This window comes from Panacagrimonas perspica (assembly GCF_004364935.1).
Classification (GTDB): Bacteria; Pseudomonadota; Gammaproteobacteria; order Nevskiales; family Nevskiaceae; genus Panacagrimonas; species Panacagrimonas perspica.
In genome coordinates, this window is record NZ_SOBT01000008.1 from 1,941,300 (window position 1) to 1,959,334 (window position 18,035).

Genomic DNA, 18,035 nt, shown 5'->3' on the forward strand with positions numbered 1-18,035 from the left:
ACCGTCCAGCCCAAGACTTTCGAACGGGTGCGCGTCGGATCTGCCTTTCCCGCTTCGGCGTCCAGCCGATAACGCGCGTTACCCCTGAGGCCGCACCACGATCGCCGATCGGAACTCCCGCATGCGCGCCTGCAGCTTCGCCGCGTTCTCGCGCCCGATGCGCAGCATCGCCTTCTGCCCCGACGACAGCTCCTCCAGTTCGGGATCCGCGAACACGTAGACGACCTTGGGCCGTGCCAGTGCAATCGGCTCGGAGACCACCGGCGTCGCCAGCAGGTGATCGATGATCGCGATCAGGCGATCGTTGAAGTAGCGCGTCCGGGGATTGCCCAGCCGGTCGTACGCGTCCTGGAACAAGGGATAGAAACGCCGGTACGCCGCGGCGAGCTGCTGCATGTCGACCCGCTCGACCATCGTCACCAGCGGCGCGTAACGCGCCGAGTTGGCCGCATCGATGCTCATGGCATCCGCTTCGCTATGGACATCGAACTTCCCCGGCACGCGCCGCACCGGGCGCAGCCACAGGGGGAGCGGTTCGCGGTCCAGCGAATCAACCGCGAGCACGATGCGACGGATGATCTCGCGCGGCACCAGGACGGCTTCGACAGGCGCGGCGCCGAAAAGCGTGCGCAGCTCGCCCATCGCCTCTTCGTCGCTGTCCTCGAGCTCCGGCAGCACGGGTCCGCCCGCTTCGGGCTCCGGCATCGGATGCGAAATGGCGGGCTCGGTCTCCGGCTCCAGCACCTTGTCCGTAGGCAGCGCAGGGTCCGGCGATTCCATCGCCGTGTCCGTTTCCGGAAGTTCCTGCTGGGCGCGGCCGTACAACCACCACCAGCCGGCACCCAGAATCACGACGCCGACCAGCACGCCAACCCACGCCGCCCGCGTCATCATGAACGCCTAGCCTCCAATTCTCTTGGTACGAAGTCTCGCCCGCGCGGTGCCTACTCCGAAAGGGGGAATCGCCCCCGTTGTGCGCCGCGATACAACATTTGTACTCCCGTGGCCGTCGCGCGAAGAAGTCCGCGGGCTGCCACCTCGCTTCCAGGATCGCCGCCGTGAACGCCAATACTGATAGCTCCGTCCTGCACGAGACTCCGCTGGTTCGCGGAATCCCGCTGTTCGGCAATGCCCTCGACATGGCACGCGGCCCGGCAAAGTTCTTCGTCGACTGCTATCGCAAGTACGGCCCGGTCTTCCGCGTCCGCGTCCTGGGCCAGACCTATACCGTGATCGCGGGGCAGGAAGCGGCCAATTTCATGAGCAGCCGCGAAGGTAAGGACAGCCTGCGCTCCAAGGAGTTCTGGCAGGGCCTGGTCGAGGAATACGGCGCCACCAAGACGTTGGTGGGCGTCGACGGCGAAGAACACAAGCAGCTGCGCGAGATCATGAAGCGCGGTTACTCTCGCGAGTCCATCCGCGGGCGCTACAACCAACTGGTGAAGATCACCGACGGAGCCCTGGAGCGCGACTGGAAGGTCGGCCAGCTCGTCCCGGTGGTCGAGGCGATGCAGTACCTGGTGGTGGATCAGCTCGGCACGATCCTGACGGGTAGCGCACCGCTGGAGTACGTCAAGGACATCCGCACGACGATCCTCTACATCCTGAACGTGCTGGTGACGCGCCAGCGGCCGAGGTTCCTGCTCGGGAACCCGACGTACAAGAAGTCGAAGGCGCGCGTGTTCGAGCTCGGTCAGAAGATGATCGACAACTTCCACGCGAACCTGGGCAAGAAGCGCGACGAGGACAAGAACCTCATCGACGACATCATGCAGGCGCACCTCGACACGCCCGAGGTCATGCCCGCCAGCGACCTGATCCTGACGCTCACCGGTCCCTACGTGGCCGGACTCGACACCGTGGCCAACACGACCAGCGCCATCGTCTACACGGTGCTCAAGCATCCCGACGTGTACGCCCGCATCCTGGCCGAGGTGGACGAGCTGTTCTCGGTCGAGAACGTCGACGAAGACGGCCTGATGAAGCGCCTGCCGACGCTGCACGGCGCCATCATGGAGACGATGCGCCTGTACCCGATCGCGGTGGCGCAGATGCGCACCGCGACCAAGGATTTCGTCTTCCAGGGCCACCTGATCCGCGAGGGCGAACTGATGTACGTCGGCACCTCGGTGCCGCACTTCATGCACGAGTTCTATCCCGATCCCGAGCGCTTCGACGTCGACCGCTACACCAAGCCGCGTTCGGAGCACATGCAGTCCGGCGCGTACTCCCCGTACGGCCGCGGCCCGCACACCTGCCTGGGCAAGAGCCTGGCGGAAGTCCAGATCGCGCTCAGCATGGCGCGCATCTTCTACAAGCTGGATCTCGCGCTGGAGCCGGCGAATTACACCCTCAAGCTCAAGACCGCGCCCACGCCGGGCCCGGCGATGGACTTCAAGGTGCGCGTGAAGGGCTACCGGAAGTAAGGGGTTCGTAGCCCGGACGAAGTCCGGGGTTCTGACCTTCGGCACGAGGGAATCCCGGACTTCGTCCGGGCTACGGCGGACGCCGGCTCCTGGCCGACCATCACGAAAACCTGTCGCTACAATGCCGCCCTTTCTGCATCACGCGCGGCATTCCCAAGCTCAATGGACAAGACCTTCGAACCCGGATCGATCGAGGCGCGCTGGCGCGCGTTCTGGGAGGACCGCGGCTGCTACGCGCCCTCCGGCCAGGGGGAGCCGTACAGCATCATGATCCCGCCGCCGAACGTGACCGGCACGCTGCACATGGGCCACGCGTTCCAGCACACGATCATGGACGCGCTGATCCGGCACGCCCGCATGAGCGGCCGCGACACGCTGTGGCAGATGGGCACCGATCACGCCGGCATCGCCACGCAGATGGTGGTGGAGCGCAATCTCAAGGTCGAAGGCATCGCCCGACACGATCTGGGGCGCGAGAAGTTCGTCGACAAGGTCTGGGAATGGAAGGCGCATTCCGGCGGCATCATCGAGCAGCAGATCCGCCGGCTCGGCAGCTCGGTGGACTGGAACCGCAACCGTTTCACGATGGACGAGGGCTACTCGAAAGCCGTCGTCGAGCACTTCGTGAAACTGCACGAGGCCGGCCTGATCTATCGCGGCAAGCGCCTCGTGAACTGGGATCCGGTGCTGCAGACCGCGATCTCCGACCTCGAAGTGGTCAACGAGGAAGAGAACGGCAAGCTCTGGCATTTTCGCTATCCGCTCACCGATGGTTCGGGTCACCTGGTCGTCGCCACGACGCGCCCGGAGACGATGCTCGGCGACACCGCGGTGGCCGTGCACCCCGAGGACGAGCGCTACCGACACCTGATCGGCCGCACGGTGCGGCTCCCGCTGGCGGATCGCGACATCCCGGTGATCGCCGACGACTACGTCGACCGCGAGTTCGGCACCGGCGTGGTGAAGATCACGCCGGCTCATGATTTCAACGACTACCAGGTCGGCCAGCGCCACAAGCTGGCGCTGATCAACATCCTGACGCCGGTCGCGACCCTCAACGACGACGTGCCGCAGCCGTATCGCGGGCTCGACCGCTACGTGGCACGCAAGAAGGTCGTCGCCGATCTCGACGCCCTCGGCCTCGTCGACAAGATCGACGACCACAAGCTCAAGGTTCCGCGCGGCGATCGCAGCGGCGCCGTGCTCGAACCCTACCTGACGGACCAGTGGTTCGTGGACCTGACGCGCAAGGACCTGGCGGACGGCCGCCCCGGCGGCTGGACCGCGATCACCAAGCCGGCGCTCGACGTGTTCGCCGACGGCCGCATCAAGTTCGTGCCCGAGAACTGGATCAACACCTATCGCCAGTGGCTGGACAACATCCAGGACTGGTGCATCTCGCGCCAGCTCTGGTGGGGCCATCGCATCCCGGCCTGGTACGACGCCGAGGGCAATGTGTACGTCGGCCGCAGCGAGGACGAGGTGCGGCGCAAGTATCCGCACCTGCATCCTTCGGAAGGCGGCCACAAGCTGACGCTGACGCAGGACAACGACGTGTTCGACACGTGGTTCTCGTCCGACATCTGGCCGATGGCCACGCTCGACTGGCCCGCGCAGAACGAGGTGCTGAAGAAGTTCTACCCGAGCAGCGTGCTCGTGACCGGCTTCGACATCATCTTCTTCTGGGTCGCCCGCATGGTGATGATGGGCCAGTACTTCATGCAGGACGTGCCGTTCCACGAGGTCTACATCACCGGCCTGGTGAGGGACCCGGAAGGCAACAAGATGTCCAAGTCCAAGGGCAACATCCTCGACCCGCTCGACGTCGTGGATGGCATCGCGCTCGAAGATCTCGTCAAGAAGCGCACGACCGGACTGATGAAGCCGGAGACCGCGCCCAAGATCGAAGCCAAGACGCGCAAGGACTACCCGAAGGGCATCGACGCGGTCGGCACCGACGCGCTGCGCTTCACGTTCGCCGCGCTGGCGACGCAGGGTCGCGACATCCGCTTCGACGCCGCGCGCGCCGCCGGCTATCGCAACTTCTGCAACAAGATCTGGAACGCGGCGCGCTACGTACTGATGAACTGCGAGGGCGAAGGCCAGGACTGCGGCCTCGACGCCACCCTGCCCTGCGAGTTCTCCAGCGCCGATCGCTGGATCGTCTCGCGCCTGCAGAAGCTCGAGACCGAGTGCGCCGAGCACTTCCGCACGTACCGCTTCGACCTGCTGAGCACGACGCTCTACCAGTTCATCTGGAACGAGTACTGCGACTGGTACCTGGAACTGTCCAAGCCCGCGCTGCAGAGCGGCAACGCCGAGCAGCAGCGCGGCACGCGCCGCACCTTGCTGCGCGTGCTCGAAACCTGGCTGCGCCTGCTGCACCCGCTGATGCCCTTCATCACCGAGGAGGTCTGGCAGCGCATCGCGCCGCTGGCCGGCGTGAAGGGCGACACGCTGATGCTGTGCGCCTATCCGGTCTCCAATCCCGAGAAGATCGACGAGCGCGCCGAGGCCGACATCGAGTGGCTGAAGGGCTTCATCCTCGGCGTGCGGCAGATCCGCGGAGAGATGGACATCTCGCCCGCGAAGATCCTGCCGCTGCTGGTGCAGAACAGCTCGGCGTCCGATCTGGAACGCGTCGAACGCCTGCGCGGCAGCATCGAGTTCCTGGCACGCGTCGAACCGCCGCGCGTCCTCGCGCCGGGTGAATCCGCGCCGCAGTCGGCGAGTGCGCGCCTGGGCGACATGAACCTGCTGGTGCCAATGGCCGGCCTGATCGACAAGGACGCCGAAGTCGCGCGACTGGCGCGCCAGATCGAGAAGCTCGAGAGCGATCTGGAGAAGGTGCAGACGCGCATCGCGAATCCGAACTTCGGCAAAGCGCCGGAAGCGGTGCAGCAGCAGGCGCGGGACCTGGCCGATAAGCAGCGGCGCGATCTGGCTGCGCTGCGCGAGCAGTCCGGGAAGATCGCCGCCTTGTAGCCCGGGTGAAACCCGGGATCGCTGCTCGCCGGGATCACGGAATCCCGGACTTCGTCCGGGCTACGTGAGCACGCGCATCGCGAACATCGCGCGTTCGGATGGGGGCGTTCCCGGGTTTCACCCGAGCTACGCCACGCGCCACCCGTAGCCCGGACGAAGTCCGGGATCGCCGCCCGACACTAGGCCGCGCTCGAATCCGGCTTGCGCGGTCGCACGACACGCAGCCCCGGCCCGCCCTTGCGCGGCAGCATCGGCGCCGGCGACGCCAGCTGGCGCCCTTCCAGACGCTGCAGGCAGCGATCGAGCGACTGCGCGATCGCCGTCTGGATGCGGATCGCCTCGATGCGCGGCCACGCGGCGCGCTCGCCCTCGAGCATGAAGCGCTGCACGTCGGCGAGGTTCGGATTCGAGGTCACGTTCGCATAACGCCAGAGGCTGACGTCCGGGAAGATGTTGATGTTCCCCCGGTACTCCTGGTCGAGGATGCTGGTCGCGGTGTCGATGGTCTGGCTGACCGTCGGGACCGGCAGCACCGCGCGCGCCAGTTTCAGCAAGCCGCTGGCCTGCGAGCGCAGCGTCGCGCTCGCGTACATCTTCGCTCCGTGCGCGATGCCCTCGGCACCCGGCTCGCGCCGCGTCACGAACGGGATCACGTGCGGATTGGTCTGGCTGACGATGAAATGATTGACGTTGTGCAGGCGTCGCAGTCTCAGCATCGGCAGGTCCGATTTCAGCGAACCGTCGTTCCAGCGCAACAGCGGCATCCACGGCATGCGGTCACCGTTCTCGTCGCGCGTCATCAGCATCACCGGCGGGAACAGCACCGGCACCGCACAGCTGGCGAGCACCGCCTCGCGCAGGTAGAGGTACGGGAACGTCAGGTAGTTGAGCAGCCGCGGCGCCTGGTTGGCGCCCGCCGGCGACACCGTGATGTTCACGATGCGGCCCGACAGCTTGTAGGCCTCGTCGAAGCTCAGATCCTTCACGTTCTTCGAGATCGCGCGACGAAGCTGGCTCTGGTCCATCAGCGCGCGGCGACGCCACATCTGCCGGGGATTGAGCATCCGCCAGAAGTGGTAGTACGCGCTTTCCGGATCGAGCAGGGTCTCGAGATCGTCCGGAGCGCGCGTACCGACGGTGGCTGCCACCACGCTGCCGGCGCTGGAACCGGACATCACGACGGGCAGCACGTTCTCGCGGAACAGCGCCTTGACCACGCCGACGTGGAACAAGCCCAAGGTCGCACCGCCGGAGAGCATCAGCGCCGAGCGGCCATACGACTGCGCGGTCTCGCGGAAGAACGCGAGCTTCTGCGCCTCGCCGAATTCGGGATGGTCGGTGTCGCAGAGTTCCTCGAGCGCCGAACACACCTCCGCGACGTAATCGACGATCAGCTGCTTGGTGCCGACACGGGCGCGCCCGTAGATTTCCGGATTGCCGATGTTGCCCAGGTTCCAGTGCAGCCCCTGGCGCAGGTGATGCGCGAGCCGGCGCACCTCGCCTTCGTCGCGGCAGGTACGGATCTGCCGCAGGCGCGAACGGATCAGGCGCCAGTCGTAGAGTTCGGAGGTTTCGTCGGCCTTCCAGTCGTCGAAGCCTTCGGCGCGGTCCAGATGGGTCGCGGCGTCGCGCCAGGTGCGGTAGTCCTGCGCATGCGTCAGCGCGTCCCGGGCTTCGCGTTTGAGTCGGTCCAAGGCCAGCCTCTCCCGGTGAACGAACGGTATGGTCCCCTATCACCAGTGATCGCGGCAATCTTTCGGCACTAGGCGCGATCGCCGATTGACAGGCCGTCGTGGCTCAGATCGTGCGGGCGCACCCGCTACACTCGTGGCAACTTCCACACCGCATCGCTCGTCGCATGAATGCAGCGCTCAAGGCCGCGCAGACCGCGCTCAACGCCATCATCCTGGGCAAGGAAGCGCAGCTCCGCCTCGCGCTGACCTGCCTGATCGCACGCGGACACCTGCTCATCGAGGACATTCCCGGCGTCGGCAAGACGACGCTGGCCCTGGCACTGGCCAAGGTGCTGGGCCTGGATTTCCAGCGCGTCCAATTCACGTCGGATCTGCTGCCCGCCGACATCCTCGGCGTGTCGATCTTCGAGCAGGCGAGCTCCTCGTTCCGCTTCCATCCGGGCCCGGTGTTCGCCCAGATCATGCTGGCGGACGAAGTGAATCGTGCGAGCCCGAAGACGCAGTCCGCGCTGCTCGAGGCCATGGAAGAACGCCAGGTCACGGCGGAAGGCGAGACGCGCCGTCTGCCCGAGCCGTTCTTCGTCATCGCCACGCAGAATCCGGCGCACCAGATCGGCGTCTTTCCGCTGCCCGAGTCGCAGCTCGACCGCTTCCTGATGCGGCTGTCGCTGGGCTACCCGCCGGTCGTCGCCGAACGCGCGCTGCTGATGGACCGCGACCGCCGTGACCTGCTGTCGGAACTCGCGCCTTCGCTGCGCGCAGCGGAGTTGCTCGAACTCCAGGCGCAGGCACGCGACGTGAAGACCTCGCCCGCGCTGGTCGAATACCTGCTGGCGCTGCTGCGCGCCACGCGCGAGCACGCCGGGCTGCGGCAGGGTCTGTCGCCTCGCGCAGGCTTGGCGCTGCGCCGCGCCGCACAGGCGTTCGCATTGATCGACGGCCGCAGCGCCGTGATCCCCGAAGACGTGCAGGCGGTGTTCGTCCCCTGCGTCAGTCATCGCCTGATGCCGGCCAACGAGGCAGACGGCGGTGCGCCGACCGCCGAGGAAATCCTGGCCAGCGTGGCCATTCCCTGAAGCTCCGGTCGCTTCTTAGACAGCCATGAGTTCGACACTCATGACGATACCGTCTCCGCCCCGCAGCGAACTGTCGAAGAAGATCGGCACGATCCTCCATCCGTTGCGCTGGGCACAGGCCCGCATCGACGCATGGGTGTTGCGCCGCGTCCGCCAGGTGCCCGGCCCCATCGAGATCGCGCGCAATCGCGTCTATATCGTGCCCACGCGCTTCGGCTGGGGATTCGCCGTCACCATCATGGTGATGCTCGCGGGCGCGATGAACTACTCGAACAGCATGGCCTTCGCGCTGGCCTTCCTCCTGATGGGCCTGGGCCTGGTGTGCATGCATCACACGCACGCCAACCTCGTACACGTGCTGCTGCGTGCGGGCCGCACACGACCGATCTACGCGGGCGAGATCGCGCACTTCGAAGTGCTGATCGACAACGCGGCGGCGCATCCGCGCTATTCGCTCGCCGCGGGCTGGGCACGCGAAACCAGCGACGAGCCCGCCTGCGACGTTCCTCCTCAGGGTTTCAGCTCGGTGACGCTGGCCAGCCCGGCTCCGCGCCGCGGCTGGCACCAGGCCGGCATCTTCTCGATCAGCACCGAGTTCCCGCTGGGGCTCTTTCACGCCTGGACCTGGGCCCAGCTCGACATGCGCTGCCTGGTGTTCCCGCTCCCGGCCAAGCCCGGCATGCCGCCACCGCTGAGCGCGGGCAGCGGCGGCAGCGCGGGCGCGGGCCGCAGCGGACAGGACGAATTCGCCGGCCTGCGCGACTACCAGCGCGGCGACGCCCTGCGCAGCATCCACTGGAAGAGCCTGCCCAAGTCGATCTCGCCGATGGTCAAGCAGTTCAGCGAGACGGTGGAACAGGCGCTGTGGCTGAACTGGGACGCGGTGCCGCTGGCCGATGTCGAGGCGCGGCTGTCGCAGCTCGTGCGCTGGATCCTCGACGCCGAAGCCGAGGGCCGCGCCTACGGCTTGAGACTGCCCGGCACCAACATTCCGCCGGGCCACGGCGAGACGCATCGCTTCGAGTGCCTCAAGGCGCTCGCGCTGTTCGGACAGCCCTGATGCTGCCGCGCCCCGCGCTGACCGACTACCTGCCGCATCGCACGCTGCTGCGGCTGCTGGCGGTGCTGCTCGTCGTCATCGCGCCGCACCTGTGGCGCCTGCCGTGGTGGGAGGGCGCAGCCGTCGTCAGCCTCGTGGTGTGGCGCGGGCTGGCTTCGTCACGACAGTGGGGGCTGCCGCCGCGCTTCCTGAAACTGATGCTCGCGATCGCCGCGTTCATCGGCGTCTATTCGGTGTTCGGAAGAGTCACCGGCCAGAACGCCGGCATCGCGCTGCTGGTGCTGATGCTCGCGCTCAAGCTCACCGAGATGCGCAGTCGCCGCGACGTGATGGTCGTGGTGTTCCTGATGTACTTCCTGCTGGCGACGCATTTCCTGTATTCGCAGGAAATGTGGACGATCGCGTACCTGTTCATGAGCGTCATCGCGATCACCTCGGTGCTGGTCGACGTGCACCATCCGGGCGAGCCGCTTCCGCTGCGCACGTCGCTGCGGCTCGGGGGGCGCCTGATCCTGCACTCGCTGCCGCTGATGGTCCTGTTCTTCGTGCTGTTCCCGCGCATTCCCGGGCCGATCTGGGGCCTGCCAGCCGATGCGGGTCCGACGCGCTCGGGCCTTTCGGACTCGATGACCCCCGGCGACATCTCGAGCCTGATCCTGTCCAGCGAGATCGCATTCCGGGTGCGCTTCGAGGGCGCGCCGCCCCCGAAGAAACTGCTGTATTGGCGCGGCCCGGTGTTTCGCGAATTCAACGGACGAAGCTGGAACCAGAGCACCCAGGATCTGATGGATCGAACCTGGCCGGTCGCGGAACTCAGCGGCGAGCCGACCCGCTACGAGATCACGCTGGAGCCGATGCGCAACCGCTGGCTGTTCGCGCTCGACCTGCCCGATCCGCGGCAGCTTCCGATGCAGTCGCGCATCGACCGCATGGCGACGGTCGTCGTCGACGCTCCCGTCATCGAACGCCGCCTGATCCGCTGGGCCTCGTTCACGAGCTACGTGCTGGAACCCGAGCTGCGGCCGCGCGATCGCGAGCGCGATACGCGACTGCCGCCCGGCTCCAATCCGCGCGCGACGGCGCTCGCGCAGTCCTGGCGTACGCAAGGAATGGGCGACGCCCAGATCGTGGATGCCGCGCTGACGATGTTCCGGGAGCAGCCGTTCTACTACACGCTCGAGCCGCCGCGCCTGGGCACCCACTCGGCGGACGAATTCATCTTCGACACGCGGCGCGGTTTCTGCGAGCACTACTCCAGCGCGTTCGCCGTGCTGATGCGCGCCGCCGGCGTTCCGACACGCGTCGTGACCGGCTACCAGGGCATGGAAGCCAACGCCTACGGCGGCTACTACCTGGTCCGGCAATCGGACGCGCATGCGTGGAACGAAGTGTGGCTCGAAGGCCGCGGCTGGGTTCGCGTCGATCCGACGTCGATGATCCCGCCGTCGCGAATCGAGAGCAGCGCGCTCGAAGCGATGGCCGGCAACGAGGCACGCGATCGCCTCGGCAGCCTGGAGCGCGCGAAGTATCTGCTCGAGGCGCGCTGGGATTGGGCCAACGCGCGCTGGAACGAATGGGTGCTGGGCTACGGGCCCGAAATGCAGAAGGAGTTCCTCTCCCGGTTCGGCATCGAGCGCCAGCGCCAGATGCTGCTCGTGCTGACCGCCGGCATTACCCTCGCCTTGCTGCTGGTCGGGTGGGTCGCCATCCGCCGGGCCATCCCGCCCCGCGTCACCGAGCGCGCGCTGCTGCTGTGGCGTGCCGCCGCCAAGCGTCTTGCCAAGTCCGGTTACGTGCAGCGGCCCGATGAAGGTCCACGGGATTTCGTCGATCGCGTCGTCTCGCGCGAACCCGGCCTGTTCGAACCTCTGCACACGGTGCTCGACGCCTACCTGCGCCTGCGTTACAGCGGTGAACAGAGCCCGACGCTGGAGCACGAATTCGCCGCGGCCGTGAAGCGGATCCGGCGGGTCTGATCGCGCCCTCGCAACGAGGGTTCGATATCCTCCGACCGATCGCACTGCCCCTGGATCCCGTCATGAGCGAGTCCTGTTCCCCGCCGGCCCACCCGCGCGAATTCCTCGTCATATCGCTCGGTCAGTGGGACCCGCAGCGATCGCCGGAAGAGATACAGGCGGCCATCGACCGGTTCTATGTCTGGCATGCGCAACTGGTCGCCGAGGGCAAGATGAAAGTCGGCCAGCGATTGGCCAAGGAAGGCCGTCGCGTCACGCGCACCGGCATCATCGATGGGCCGTTCAGCGAGACCAAGGAAGTCATCGGCGGTTACTGGTTCGTCATCGCCGATACGCTCGACGAGGCCGCGCGCCTGTCGTCGCAGAACCCCTGCCTCGAGTGCGGCCTGAGCTACGAGATCCGCCCGTTCGAATCGATCCGCGCCAGCGCGTTCGCCATCACGTCGGAAACACCGGCGCGTTCTGCCTGAGACCGTCGAGCGGCGAACGGCCTCAGGCCGCGACAGGGAGCGCGGGCTCGCGGACTCTCGACAGCAGCACGGCGCCGCCGATGAAGAAGAACACCAGCATGAACAGCGACAGCCTCGGATTGCCGGTAAGGGCGGCCGTGATACCGACGACGAGCGGGCCCAGCACCGCCGCAAACTTTCCGAGCATGTTGTAGAAACCGAAGAACTGACCGGCCGAATCGGCGGGAATCAGCCTCGCGAAGTAGCTGCGCGACAGCGACTGCACGCCGCCCTGCACCAGTCCGACGACGGCCGCCATCAGATAGAAGTCACGCTCGGTCTTCATGAACAGCGCCCAGCAGGTCACGAACACATAGACCGCCAAGCCCAGGTAGATGCCGTGCCTCGTGCCGAATCGTTCGCCGATCCAGCCGAAGGCGATCGCCGCGGGGAAGCTGACGAACTGCACGATCAGGATCGCCTTGATCAGTGCATCCGATGCAAACCCCAGCTTGATGCCGAAGTCGACCGCCATCTGCGCCACGGTCCCGACGGCGTCGATATAGAGGAAGTACCCGAGCAGGAACATCAGCACCGGCTTCATGCCCAGCACGCGCTTCATCATCAGCGCCATCTCGCGCCAGCCCATCGCCCCGCCCTCCTCGCGTTCCGGTTCCGGCACCTTGAGGAACAACGGCAGCGAGAAAAGAATCCACCACGCGCCGACGCTGACGAACGCGAGTTTCGCCGCCGTGGATTTGTCCGGAATGCCGAACATCTCCGGCTTGAGCACCATCAGCACGTTCAGCACGAACAGCAGCCCGCCGCCCAGATACCCCAGGCCGTAGCCGAACGCCGATACGCGATCGCGCTCGGCCGGTGCTGCCACGTTGACCAGCAGTGAATCGTAGAAGCCCAGCCCGCCGAAGAAGCCGATGCAAGCCAGCGAGAACAGCGCGATGGCCCAACCCCACTGTCCTTCTCCGACGAAGAACAAGCCCACGGTCCCGGCCACGCCCAGTCCGGTGAACAGTCCCAGCAGCGGCTTCTTCAAACCCCGCCGATCCGCGATCACGCCCAACGTCGGCGCCAGCACCATGACCACCGCAGCCGACAACGAGTTGCCGAATGCGCCGAGGTAGAACGTGCTCATGCCGGGATCGACGCCGGCTGCGTAGTAATTGTTGAACAGGACCGGGAAGAGCCCGACCAGCACCGTCGTGGCGAAAGCGGAATTGGCCCAGTCGTAACAGGCCCAGGAAAACTGCGTCCGATTGATCACATCAGGTCCAGTGAGAGCACGAACGCATCTTCGCGCTGATCGATTCCAGGGTAGTAGCCGCGGCGCGTGCCGATCTGCTGAAAGCCGAACGCGTGGTACAGGCGGATGGCAGCCTTGTTCGAGCGGCGCACCTCGAGCAGCATGACAGTGGTGTGCGCCGCGCGGGCGATCGTGAGCAGATGATTCAACATGAATCGGCCCATGCCCTCACGCCGGAACTGCGGATCCACCGCCAGATTGAGAATGTGCGCCTCGCCGACGGCCATCGTCATCACCGCGTAGGCGATGACACCGCCGTCGCGATCGAGCACGACCCACGTCGAGTATCCGGACTTGAGGCAATCACGAAAGATGCCTTCGCTCCACGGAAACTCGTACGCACGCTTCTCGATGTCCATCACCTGGTCGAGTTGCGACTCGTGCATTGGCGCCAGACGCCAGGCGGGCCGCGGCACGGCGTTCATCGGGCCCGTCCCCGCCGCAGCGATGCGCTGAACTTCATGACGTTGGCGATGAAGATCTTGTGACGTGGAAGTCTCGTGACGCCCGGACATCCACGACCGCGGGACCGTTGAAACCCCGGGCATTCCGCACGGCTGGCCGCCGCATCGACCGCAGACCCTTCATATCCCTCCCGCGCAAGCCTGGAATCATCGAAACTAGGTAAGGAAACTGGAGATCCGCTTCTTCGCTCGCCACGTTGGATCTGCACGGCGTTGGGAAGTCCGCTTTGGCGCCACCGCACTGTCAGCTCACAATGTCCATTCATGGAGGCTCGTTGATGTCCGCTGAGTCCGGCGTCATTCCCAGTCTGAACGGCGTGCGCGCCATCGCCGTCGGGCTCGTCATCGTGTCTCACGCCGGGCTCGGACATTACGTTCCCGGCGGCTTCGGCGTGACCGTGTTCTTCGTCCTTTCCGGCTTTCTCATCACCACATTGTTGATTGGAGAATACCGAAAACGCGGAACGATCTCTCTCGGACGCTTCTACGCAAGGCGCGCCCTTCGCCTGATGCCAGCGCTGTATGTGGTGACCGCACTGGCCACTCTGGCGGCCCTCGTGGGATGGACTCGTGGAGGCACCGACCCGCTGGCCCTGGCATCGCTGCTCCTGTATTTCGCCAACTATTTCCAGCTGTTCTTCGGCAGCGACGGAATTCCAGCGGGCATGGCGGTCGTGTGGTCGCTGGCGGTCGAAGAACACTTCTACCTGTTCTGGCCACCTGTGCTGCTCTGGCTCCTGCATCGCCGACTCGACAGGGCGCGAATCGGAGCGGTGTTGCTCGCCACCTGCGTGGCAGCGCTGATCTGGCGGCTGCTTCTTTCGCTGTATCTCGACGCGCCTCCGGGCTACAACGAATGGGCGACCGACGCGCGGATCGACAGCCTTCTGGTCGGGTGCTGGCTCGCCGTCGCACGAAATCCGTGGCTCGAACCCACCCTTGCACCGAACCGCCGCGTCGATGCGCTGCTGCTGGCGGGAGGCATCGGCCTCATCCTCGTCAGCCTCGCCGTGCGAGACGAGCTTTTCAGAGCCACGCTGCGCTACACGCTGCAGAACATCGGCATCGTCGGGCTGCTCTGGTTGGCCGTGGCCAGGGCGGACACTTGGCCGTTTCGCATTCTCGGTCACCCTGTGGCCGACTATATCGGACGGGTTTCCTACAGCCTCTATCTGTCGCATCTGGTTCTGATGGAAGCCATGGCGCACCAGATGCCAGACGCCCCCATCTGGTCGCGAAGCGTTGCGGCGGTGATCCTGGCTCTGCTGTTTGCCGAAGCAATGCGCCGCCTCGTCGAAGACCCGATTGCCACTTTGCGCGCGCGCCTCCATGCGTCAGGAGGCACGGCACCTCCGGTCAACCGGTCTGCAGGAAGCGCCACACCTTCTTGAGATCGTCCCAGGACTTCGCCTTCTCGCGCGGGCTGCGCAACAGATAGGCGGGGTGATAGGTGATGAACAGCGGCGTGCGCTCGGGACCGTAGGCATGCAGCGGGCCGCGCAACCTGGACAGCGGCTCGTCCGTCACCAGCAGCCGCTGCGCCGCGATGCGGCCCAGCGCGACGATCAGCTTGGGTTTGACCAGCTTGATCTGCGCTTCCAGGTACGGCCGGCAGGCCTCGGCCTCTTCCTTCTCGGGATCGCGATTGCCGGGAGGACGGCACTTCACGACGTTGGCGATGAACGTGTTCTCGGATCGCGAACGGCCAATGGCCTTCAGCATCTCGTCGAGCAGTTGTCCGGCGCGTCCGACGAAGGGCTCACCCCGGGCATCCTCGTCGGCCCCGGGACCTTCGCCGACCACCATCAGCGACGCCGACTCGGGACCGACGCCGAAGACGGTTTGCGTGCGCGTCGCGCACAGCTTGCAGCGGGTGCAGTCCTTGACCATCGCGCGCACGGCCGCCCAGTCGGTCGGCACGATGATCGGGGGCGCACGTTCGATGACGGGAAGTTCGGCGGCCGGTTCCGGCGGCGCCTTCGCCTTGGCCGGGACCTTGGCGATCGGGACGATCTTCGCGACCTCGGGCTCGGTGGCCTCGCCCGGCGTGCTGCGCGACACCCAGACATCGACGCCGAGCGCTTTCAGGTAGGTCTTGCGACGGGCCGGGTTCATGCAGGGACGAAGCGATGGAATCGGCGAAAACGATAGCACGGCATCGACGCCGCCCCGACCGCCGATCGCCTGCGACTCAAGCGGCTTCCCAGCCGTCGCCACCATCGTCGCGACGCTCGCGCGGGAGCCGGAAGTACAGCTTGCCGTCGGCGGCTTTGCGCGATGCGTCCCCGACGAATCCCTGCCGTTTGAGCGTGCGTTGCGAAGCGACGTTGGGCAGGTCGGTGGTCGCCCGAATCTCGACCAGGTGCAGCGTATCGAATCCGTAGGCCACCATCGCTTCGGCCATCTCGCGCGCGTAGCCCTTCATCCACTGGTCCTCGGCCACGCCGTACAGCAACTCGAGTTCGTGCTCGTCGCGGAAGAATCCGTAGCCGCAGAACCCGGCCAGCGCACCGTCGGCATCGTAGGCGCCCCACAGCCCGTAGCCCTGATGTTCGAACCACCAGGCGCTCTGCATCACCGCGTCGCGGGTCTGTTCGGCGGACAGCACACGGTCGTCCCACAGGTAACGGCGCACACCCCGCTGCGTCCACAAGGCGTGGAGCGCGTCGATATCCGTCCCCTGCAACGGCCGCAGCACCAGATGCGAAGTGCGCAGCTCCGTTGGTCGCGCCGCCGCCGGAGCGGGCGACGCGACCGGTTTGGCAGGCCTTCTCTTAAGCCACCGCACGCGCAGGAGCAGCGGCCTTGGCGCGCTGCCGCGCCACACGATTGAGACCGGACAGGATCGCCTTCAACGACGCGGTGACGATGTTCGAGTCGATGCCGACCCCGAAAACCGGCCGGCCATCACCGACTTTGAGCTCGATGTAGGTCACGGCCTTGGCATCCGCACCCTTGGTGATGGCGTGCTCGTGATAGTCGACGACCGCGATGTTCTCGCCGGCGACCTTGCTCAGCGCGCTGACGAACGCATCGATCGGCCCGTTGCCGCGGCCTGCGAGCTTCTGCCGCGTGCCGTCGCGCGTGACTTCGGTCGTGAGCTCCACTTCGTTGCGCGTGGAGTCCTCGACCAGGAAGTGCGCGAGATAGCCGTAAGGCGCGTTCGCCTGCAGATACTCGCCGTCGAAGATGTTCCAGATATCCTCGGCGCGGACTTCCTTGCCGGTGGCATCCGTCACTTCCTGCACGACCTGGCTGAACTCGATCTGCAGCCGGCGCGGCATGTTGAGGCCGTACTCAGCCTCGAGCAGATAGGCGATGCCGCCCTTGCCCGATTGCGAGTTCACGCGGATCACCGCCTCGTACGAACGGCCCAGGTCGAGCGGATCGATGGGCAGGTATGGCATCTCCCAGATGTCGCCTTCCTTGCGGGCGGAAAACGCCTTCTTGATCGCGTCCTGGTGCGAGCCCGAGAACGAGGTGAAGACCAGATCGCCGACGTAGGGATGGCGCGGATGCACGGGGAGCTGGTTGCAGAACTCGACCGCGCGACGCACTTCGTCGATATCCGAGAAATCCAGACCCGGATGCACGCCCTGCGAATAGAGATTCAGCGCGATGTTCACGACGTCGACGTTGCCGGTGCGCTCGCCATTGCCGAACAGGCAGCCTTCGATGCGATCGCCGCCGGCCATCAACGCGAACTCGCCCGCCGCCGTGCCGGTGCCGCGATCGTTGTGCGGGTGGATCGACAGGATGATGCCGTCGCGCCTTTTCAGATTCCGATGCATCCACTCGACCATGTCCGCGAAGATGTTCGGCGTGGAATGCTCGACCGTGCTCGGCAGATTGATGATGCAGGGGTTGGCCTTGGAGGACTGCCAGACCTCGGTCACCGCGTCGACGGTGTCCTTCGAGAATTCGAGTTCGGCGCCGGAGAACATCTCGGGCGAGAACTCGAACATCCACTCGGTACCCTTCTGCTCGCGTGCGAGCTGCTGGATGAGTTTGGCGTGCTCCACCGAGAGCTGCTGGATGACCTCGGCCTTGCTCAGGTTGAACACGACGCGACGCATCACCGGCGCGACCGCGTGGTAGTAGTGGACGATCGCGCGGCGCGCGCCGACGAGCGCTTCGAACGTGCGCTGGATCAAGGGCTCGCGCGCCGGCGTGAGCACCTGGATCGTGACGTCCTTCGGGATGCGGTCTTCCTCGATCAGGCAACGCACGAAGTCGAAGTCGGTCTGCGACGCCGACGGAAACCCGACCTCGATCTCCTTGAAGCCGATGCGGCACAGCATCTCGAACATGCGCAGCTTGCGCGTGCGGTCCATCGGCTCGATCAGCGCCTGGTTGCCGTCGCGCAGGTCGACGCTGCACCAGACCGGGGGCCGCGTGATGACCTGGTCGGGCCAGGTGCGGTCCTTGAGATTCACCGGCGCGAACGGCCGGTACTTGCTTGCGGGATTCTTCAACATGCTCATGACGAACTTCCTTGCCGGCGATGCCGGACGCGACGGCGCCATTGTCGCGCACGTCGCCAGTTTTGGCGGGGTGTTTCTTGCGGGTGTTGTTTCACGGATT

The 18,035-nt window shown here is 66.0% G+C and carries 14 protein-coding genes; 7 read left to right on the plus strand and 7 right to left on the minus strand.

Annotated elements, in window-relative coordinates:
- Window positions 1–78 precede the first annotated feature (78 nt).
- Window positions 79–894, minus strand: coding sequence for a DUF3014 domain-containing protein (locus tag DFR24_RS08790; RefSeq protein WP_133880895.1), 816 nt, complete (start codon window positions 892–894; stop codon window positions 79–81).
- Window positions 895–1,058: 164 nt separating this feature from the next.
- On the opposite strand from DFR24_RS08790, the gene DFR24_RS08795 reads away from it, so the two are divergent.
- Both DFR24_RS08795 and DFR24_RS08800 read left to right on the plus strand, forming a co-directional pair.
- The gene (locus DFR24_RS08795; RefSeq protein ID WP_246051562.1) at window positions 1,059–2,426 is read left to right on the plus strand and encodes a cytochrome P450; all 1,368 of its coding nucleotides are present in this window, start codon (window positions 1,059–1,061) and stop codon (window positions 2,424–2,426) included.
- Window positions 2,427–2,588: 162 nt separating this feature from the next.
- Window positions 2,589–5,411, plus strand: coding sequence for a valine--tRNA ligase (locus DFR24_RS08800; RefSeq protein WP_133880896.1), 2,823 nt, complete (start codon window positions 2,589–2,591; stop codon window positions 5,409–5,411).
- A gap of 179 nt (window positions 5,412–5,590) precedes the next feature.
- Here the strand turns inward: DFR24_RS08800 and DFR24_RS08805 are convergent, their stop codons facing one another.
- The gene (locus DFR24_RS08805) at window positions 5,591–7,105 is read right to left on the minus strand and encodes a DUF3336 domain-containing protein (protein WP_133880897.1); all 1,515 of its coding nucleotides are present in this window, start codon (window positions 7,103–7,105) and stop codon (window positions 5,591–5,593) included.
- A 164-nt stretch (window positions 7,106–7,269) separates the two neighbouring features.
- Between DFR24_RS08805 and DFR24_RS08810 the strand changes: the two genes are divergently transcribed.
- The 4 genes from DFR24_RS08810 to DFR24_RS08825 all read left to right on the plus strand — a co-directional run bounded on the left by DFR24_RS08810 (window position 7,270) and on the right by DFR24_RS08825 (window position 11,687).
- Window positions 7,270–8,181, plus strand: coding sequence for an AAA family ATPase (locus DFR24_RS08810; protein ID WP_133880898.1), 912 nt, complete (start codon window positions 7,270–7,272; stop codon window positions 8,179–8,181).
- Between the two features lie 40 nt (window positions 8,182–8,221).
- Window positions 8,222–9,241, plus strand: a complete 1,020-nt coding sequence (locus DFR24_RS08815; RefSeq protein WP_162851114.1) for a DUF58 domain-containing protein — start codon at window positions 8,222–8,224, stop codon at window positions 9,239–9,241.
- Window positions 9,241–11,217: a transglutaminase TgpA family protein gene (locus DFR24_RS08820; RefSeq protein WP_133880900.1), complete on the plus strand. Its 1,977-nt coding sequence runs from the start codon at window positions 9,241–9,243 to the stop codon at window positions 11,215–11,217. The genes DFR24_RS08815 and DFR24_RS08820 overlap by 1 nt, the downstream gene beginning before the upstream one ends.
- 62 nt (window positions 11,218–11,279) lie before the next feature.
- Complete coding sequence (locus tag DFR24_RS08825; protein ID WP_133880901.1) at window positions 11,280–11,687, plus strand: YciI family protein; 408 nt, start codon at window positions 11,280–11,282, stop codon at window positions 11,685–11,687.
- Window positions 11,688–11,709: 22 nt separating this feature from the next.
- On the opposite strand, the gene DFR24_RS08830 is transcribed toward DFR24_RS08825, so the two are convergent.
- Together DFR24_RS08830 and rimI are read right to left on the minus strand one after the other, a co-directional pair.
- Window positions 11,710–12,948 (minus strand): MFS transporter, encoded by a 1,239-nt coding sequence (locus DFR24_RS08830; RefSeq protein ID WP_133880902.1) that lies wholly within the window; start codon window positions 12,946–12,948, stop codon window positions 11,710–11,712.
- Window positions 12,945–13,412: a ribosomal protein S18-alanine N-acetyltransferase gene (gene rimI / locus DFR24_RS08835; protein ID WP_133880903.1), complete on the minus strand. Its 468-nt coding sequence runs from the start codon at window positions 13,410–13,412 to the stop codon at window positions 12,945–12,947. The genes DFR24_RS08830 and rimI overlap by 4 nt, the downstream gene beginning before the upstream one ends.
- 317 nt (window positions 13,413–13,729) lie before the next feature.
- On the opposite strand from rimI, the gene DFR24_RS08840 reads away from it, so the two are divergent.
- On the plus strand, window positions 13,730–14,842 hold the full coding sequence (locus DFR24_RS08840) for an acyltransferase family protein (RefSeq protein WP_162851115.1): 1,113 nt from the start codon (window positions 13,730–13,732) through the stop codon (window positions 14,840–14,842).
- On the opposite strand, the gene DFR24_RS08845 is transcribed toward DFR24_RS08840, so the two are convergent.
- The 3 genes from DFR24_RS08845 to leuA form a co-directional block, all read right to left on the minus strand.
- On the minus strand, window positions 14,808–15,566 hold the full coding sequence (locus DFR24_RS08845) for a uracil-DNA glycosylase (RefSeq protein WP_133880905.1): 759 nt from the start codon (window positions 15,564–15,566) through the stop codon (window positions 14,808–14,810). The two genes, DFR24_RS08840 and DFR24_RS08845, sit on opposite strands and share 35 nt — an antisense overlap.
- 76 nt (window positions 15,567–15,642) lie before the next feature.
- A complete protein-coding gene (locus DFR24_RS08850; protein WP_162851116.1) occupies window positions 15,643–16,149 on the minus strand; it encodes a GNAT family N-acetyltransferase in 507 nt (168 codons plus the stop codon).
- A 76-nt stretch (window positions 16,150–16,225) separates the two neighbouring features.
- Window positions 16,226–17,929, minus strand: a complete 1,704-nt coding sequence (leuA, locus tag DFR24_RS08855) for a 2-isopropylmalate synthase (RefSeq protein ID WP_133881537.1) — start codon at window positions 17,927–17,929, stop codon at window positions 16,226–16,228.
- Window positions 17,930–18,035: the final 106 nt, after the last annotated feature.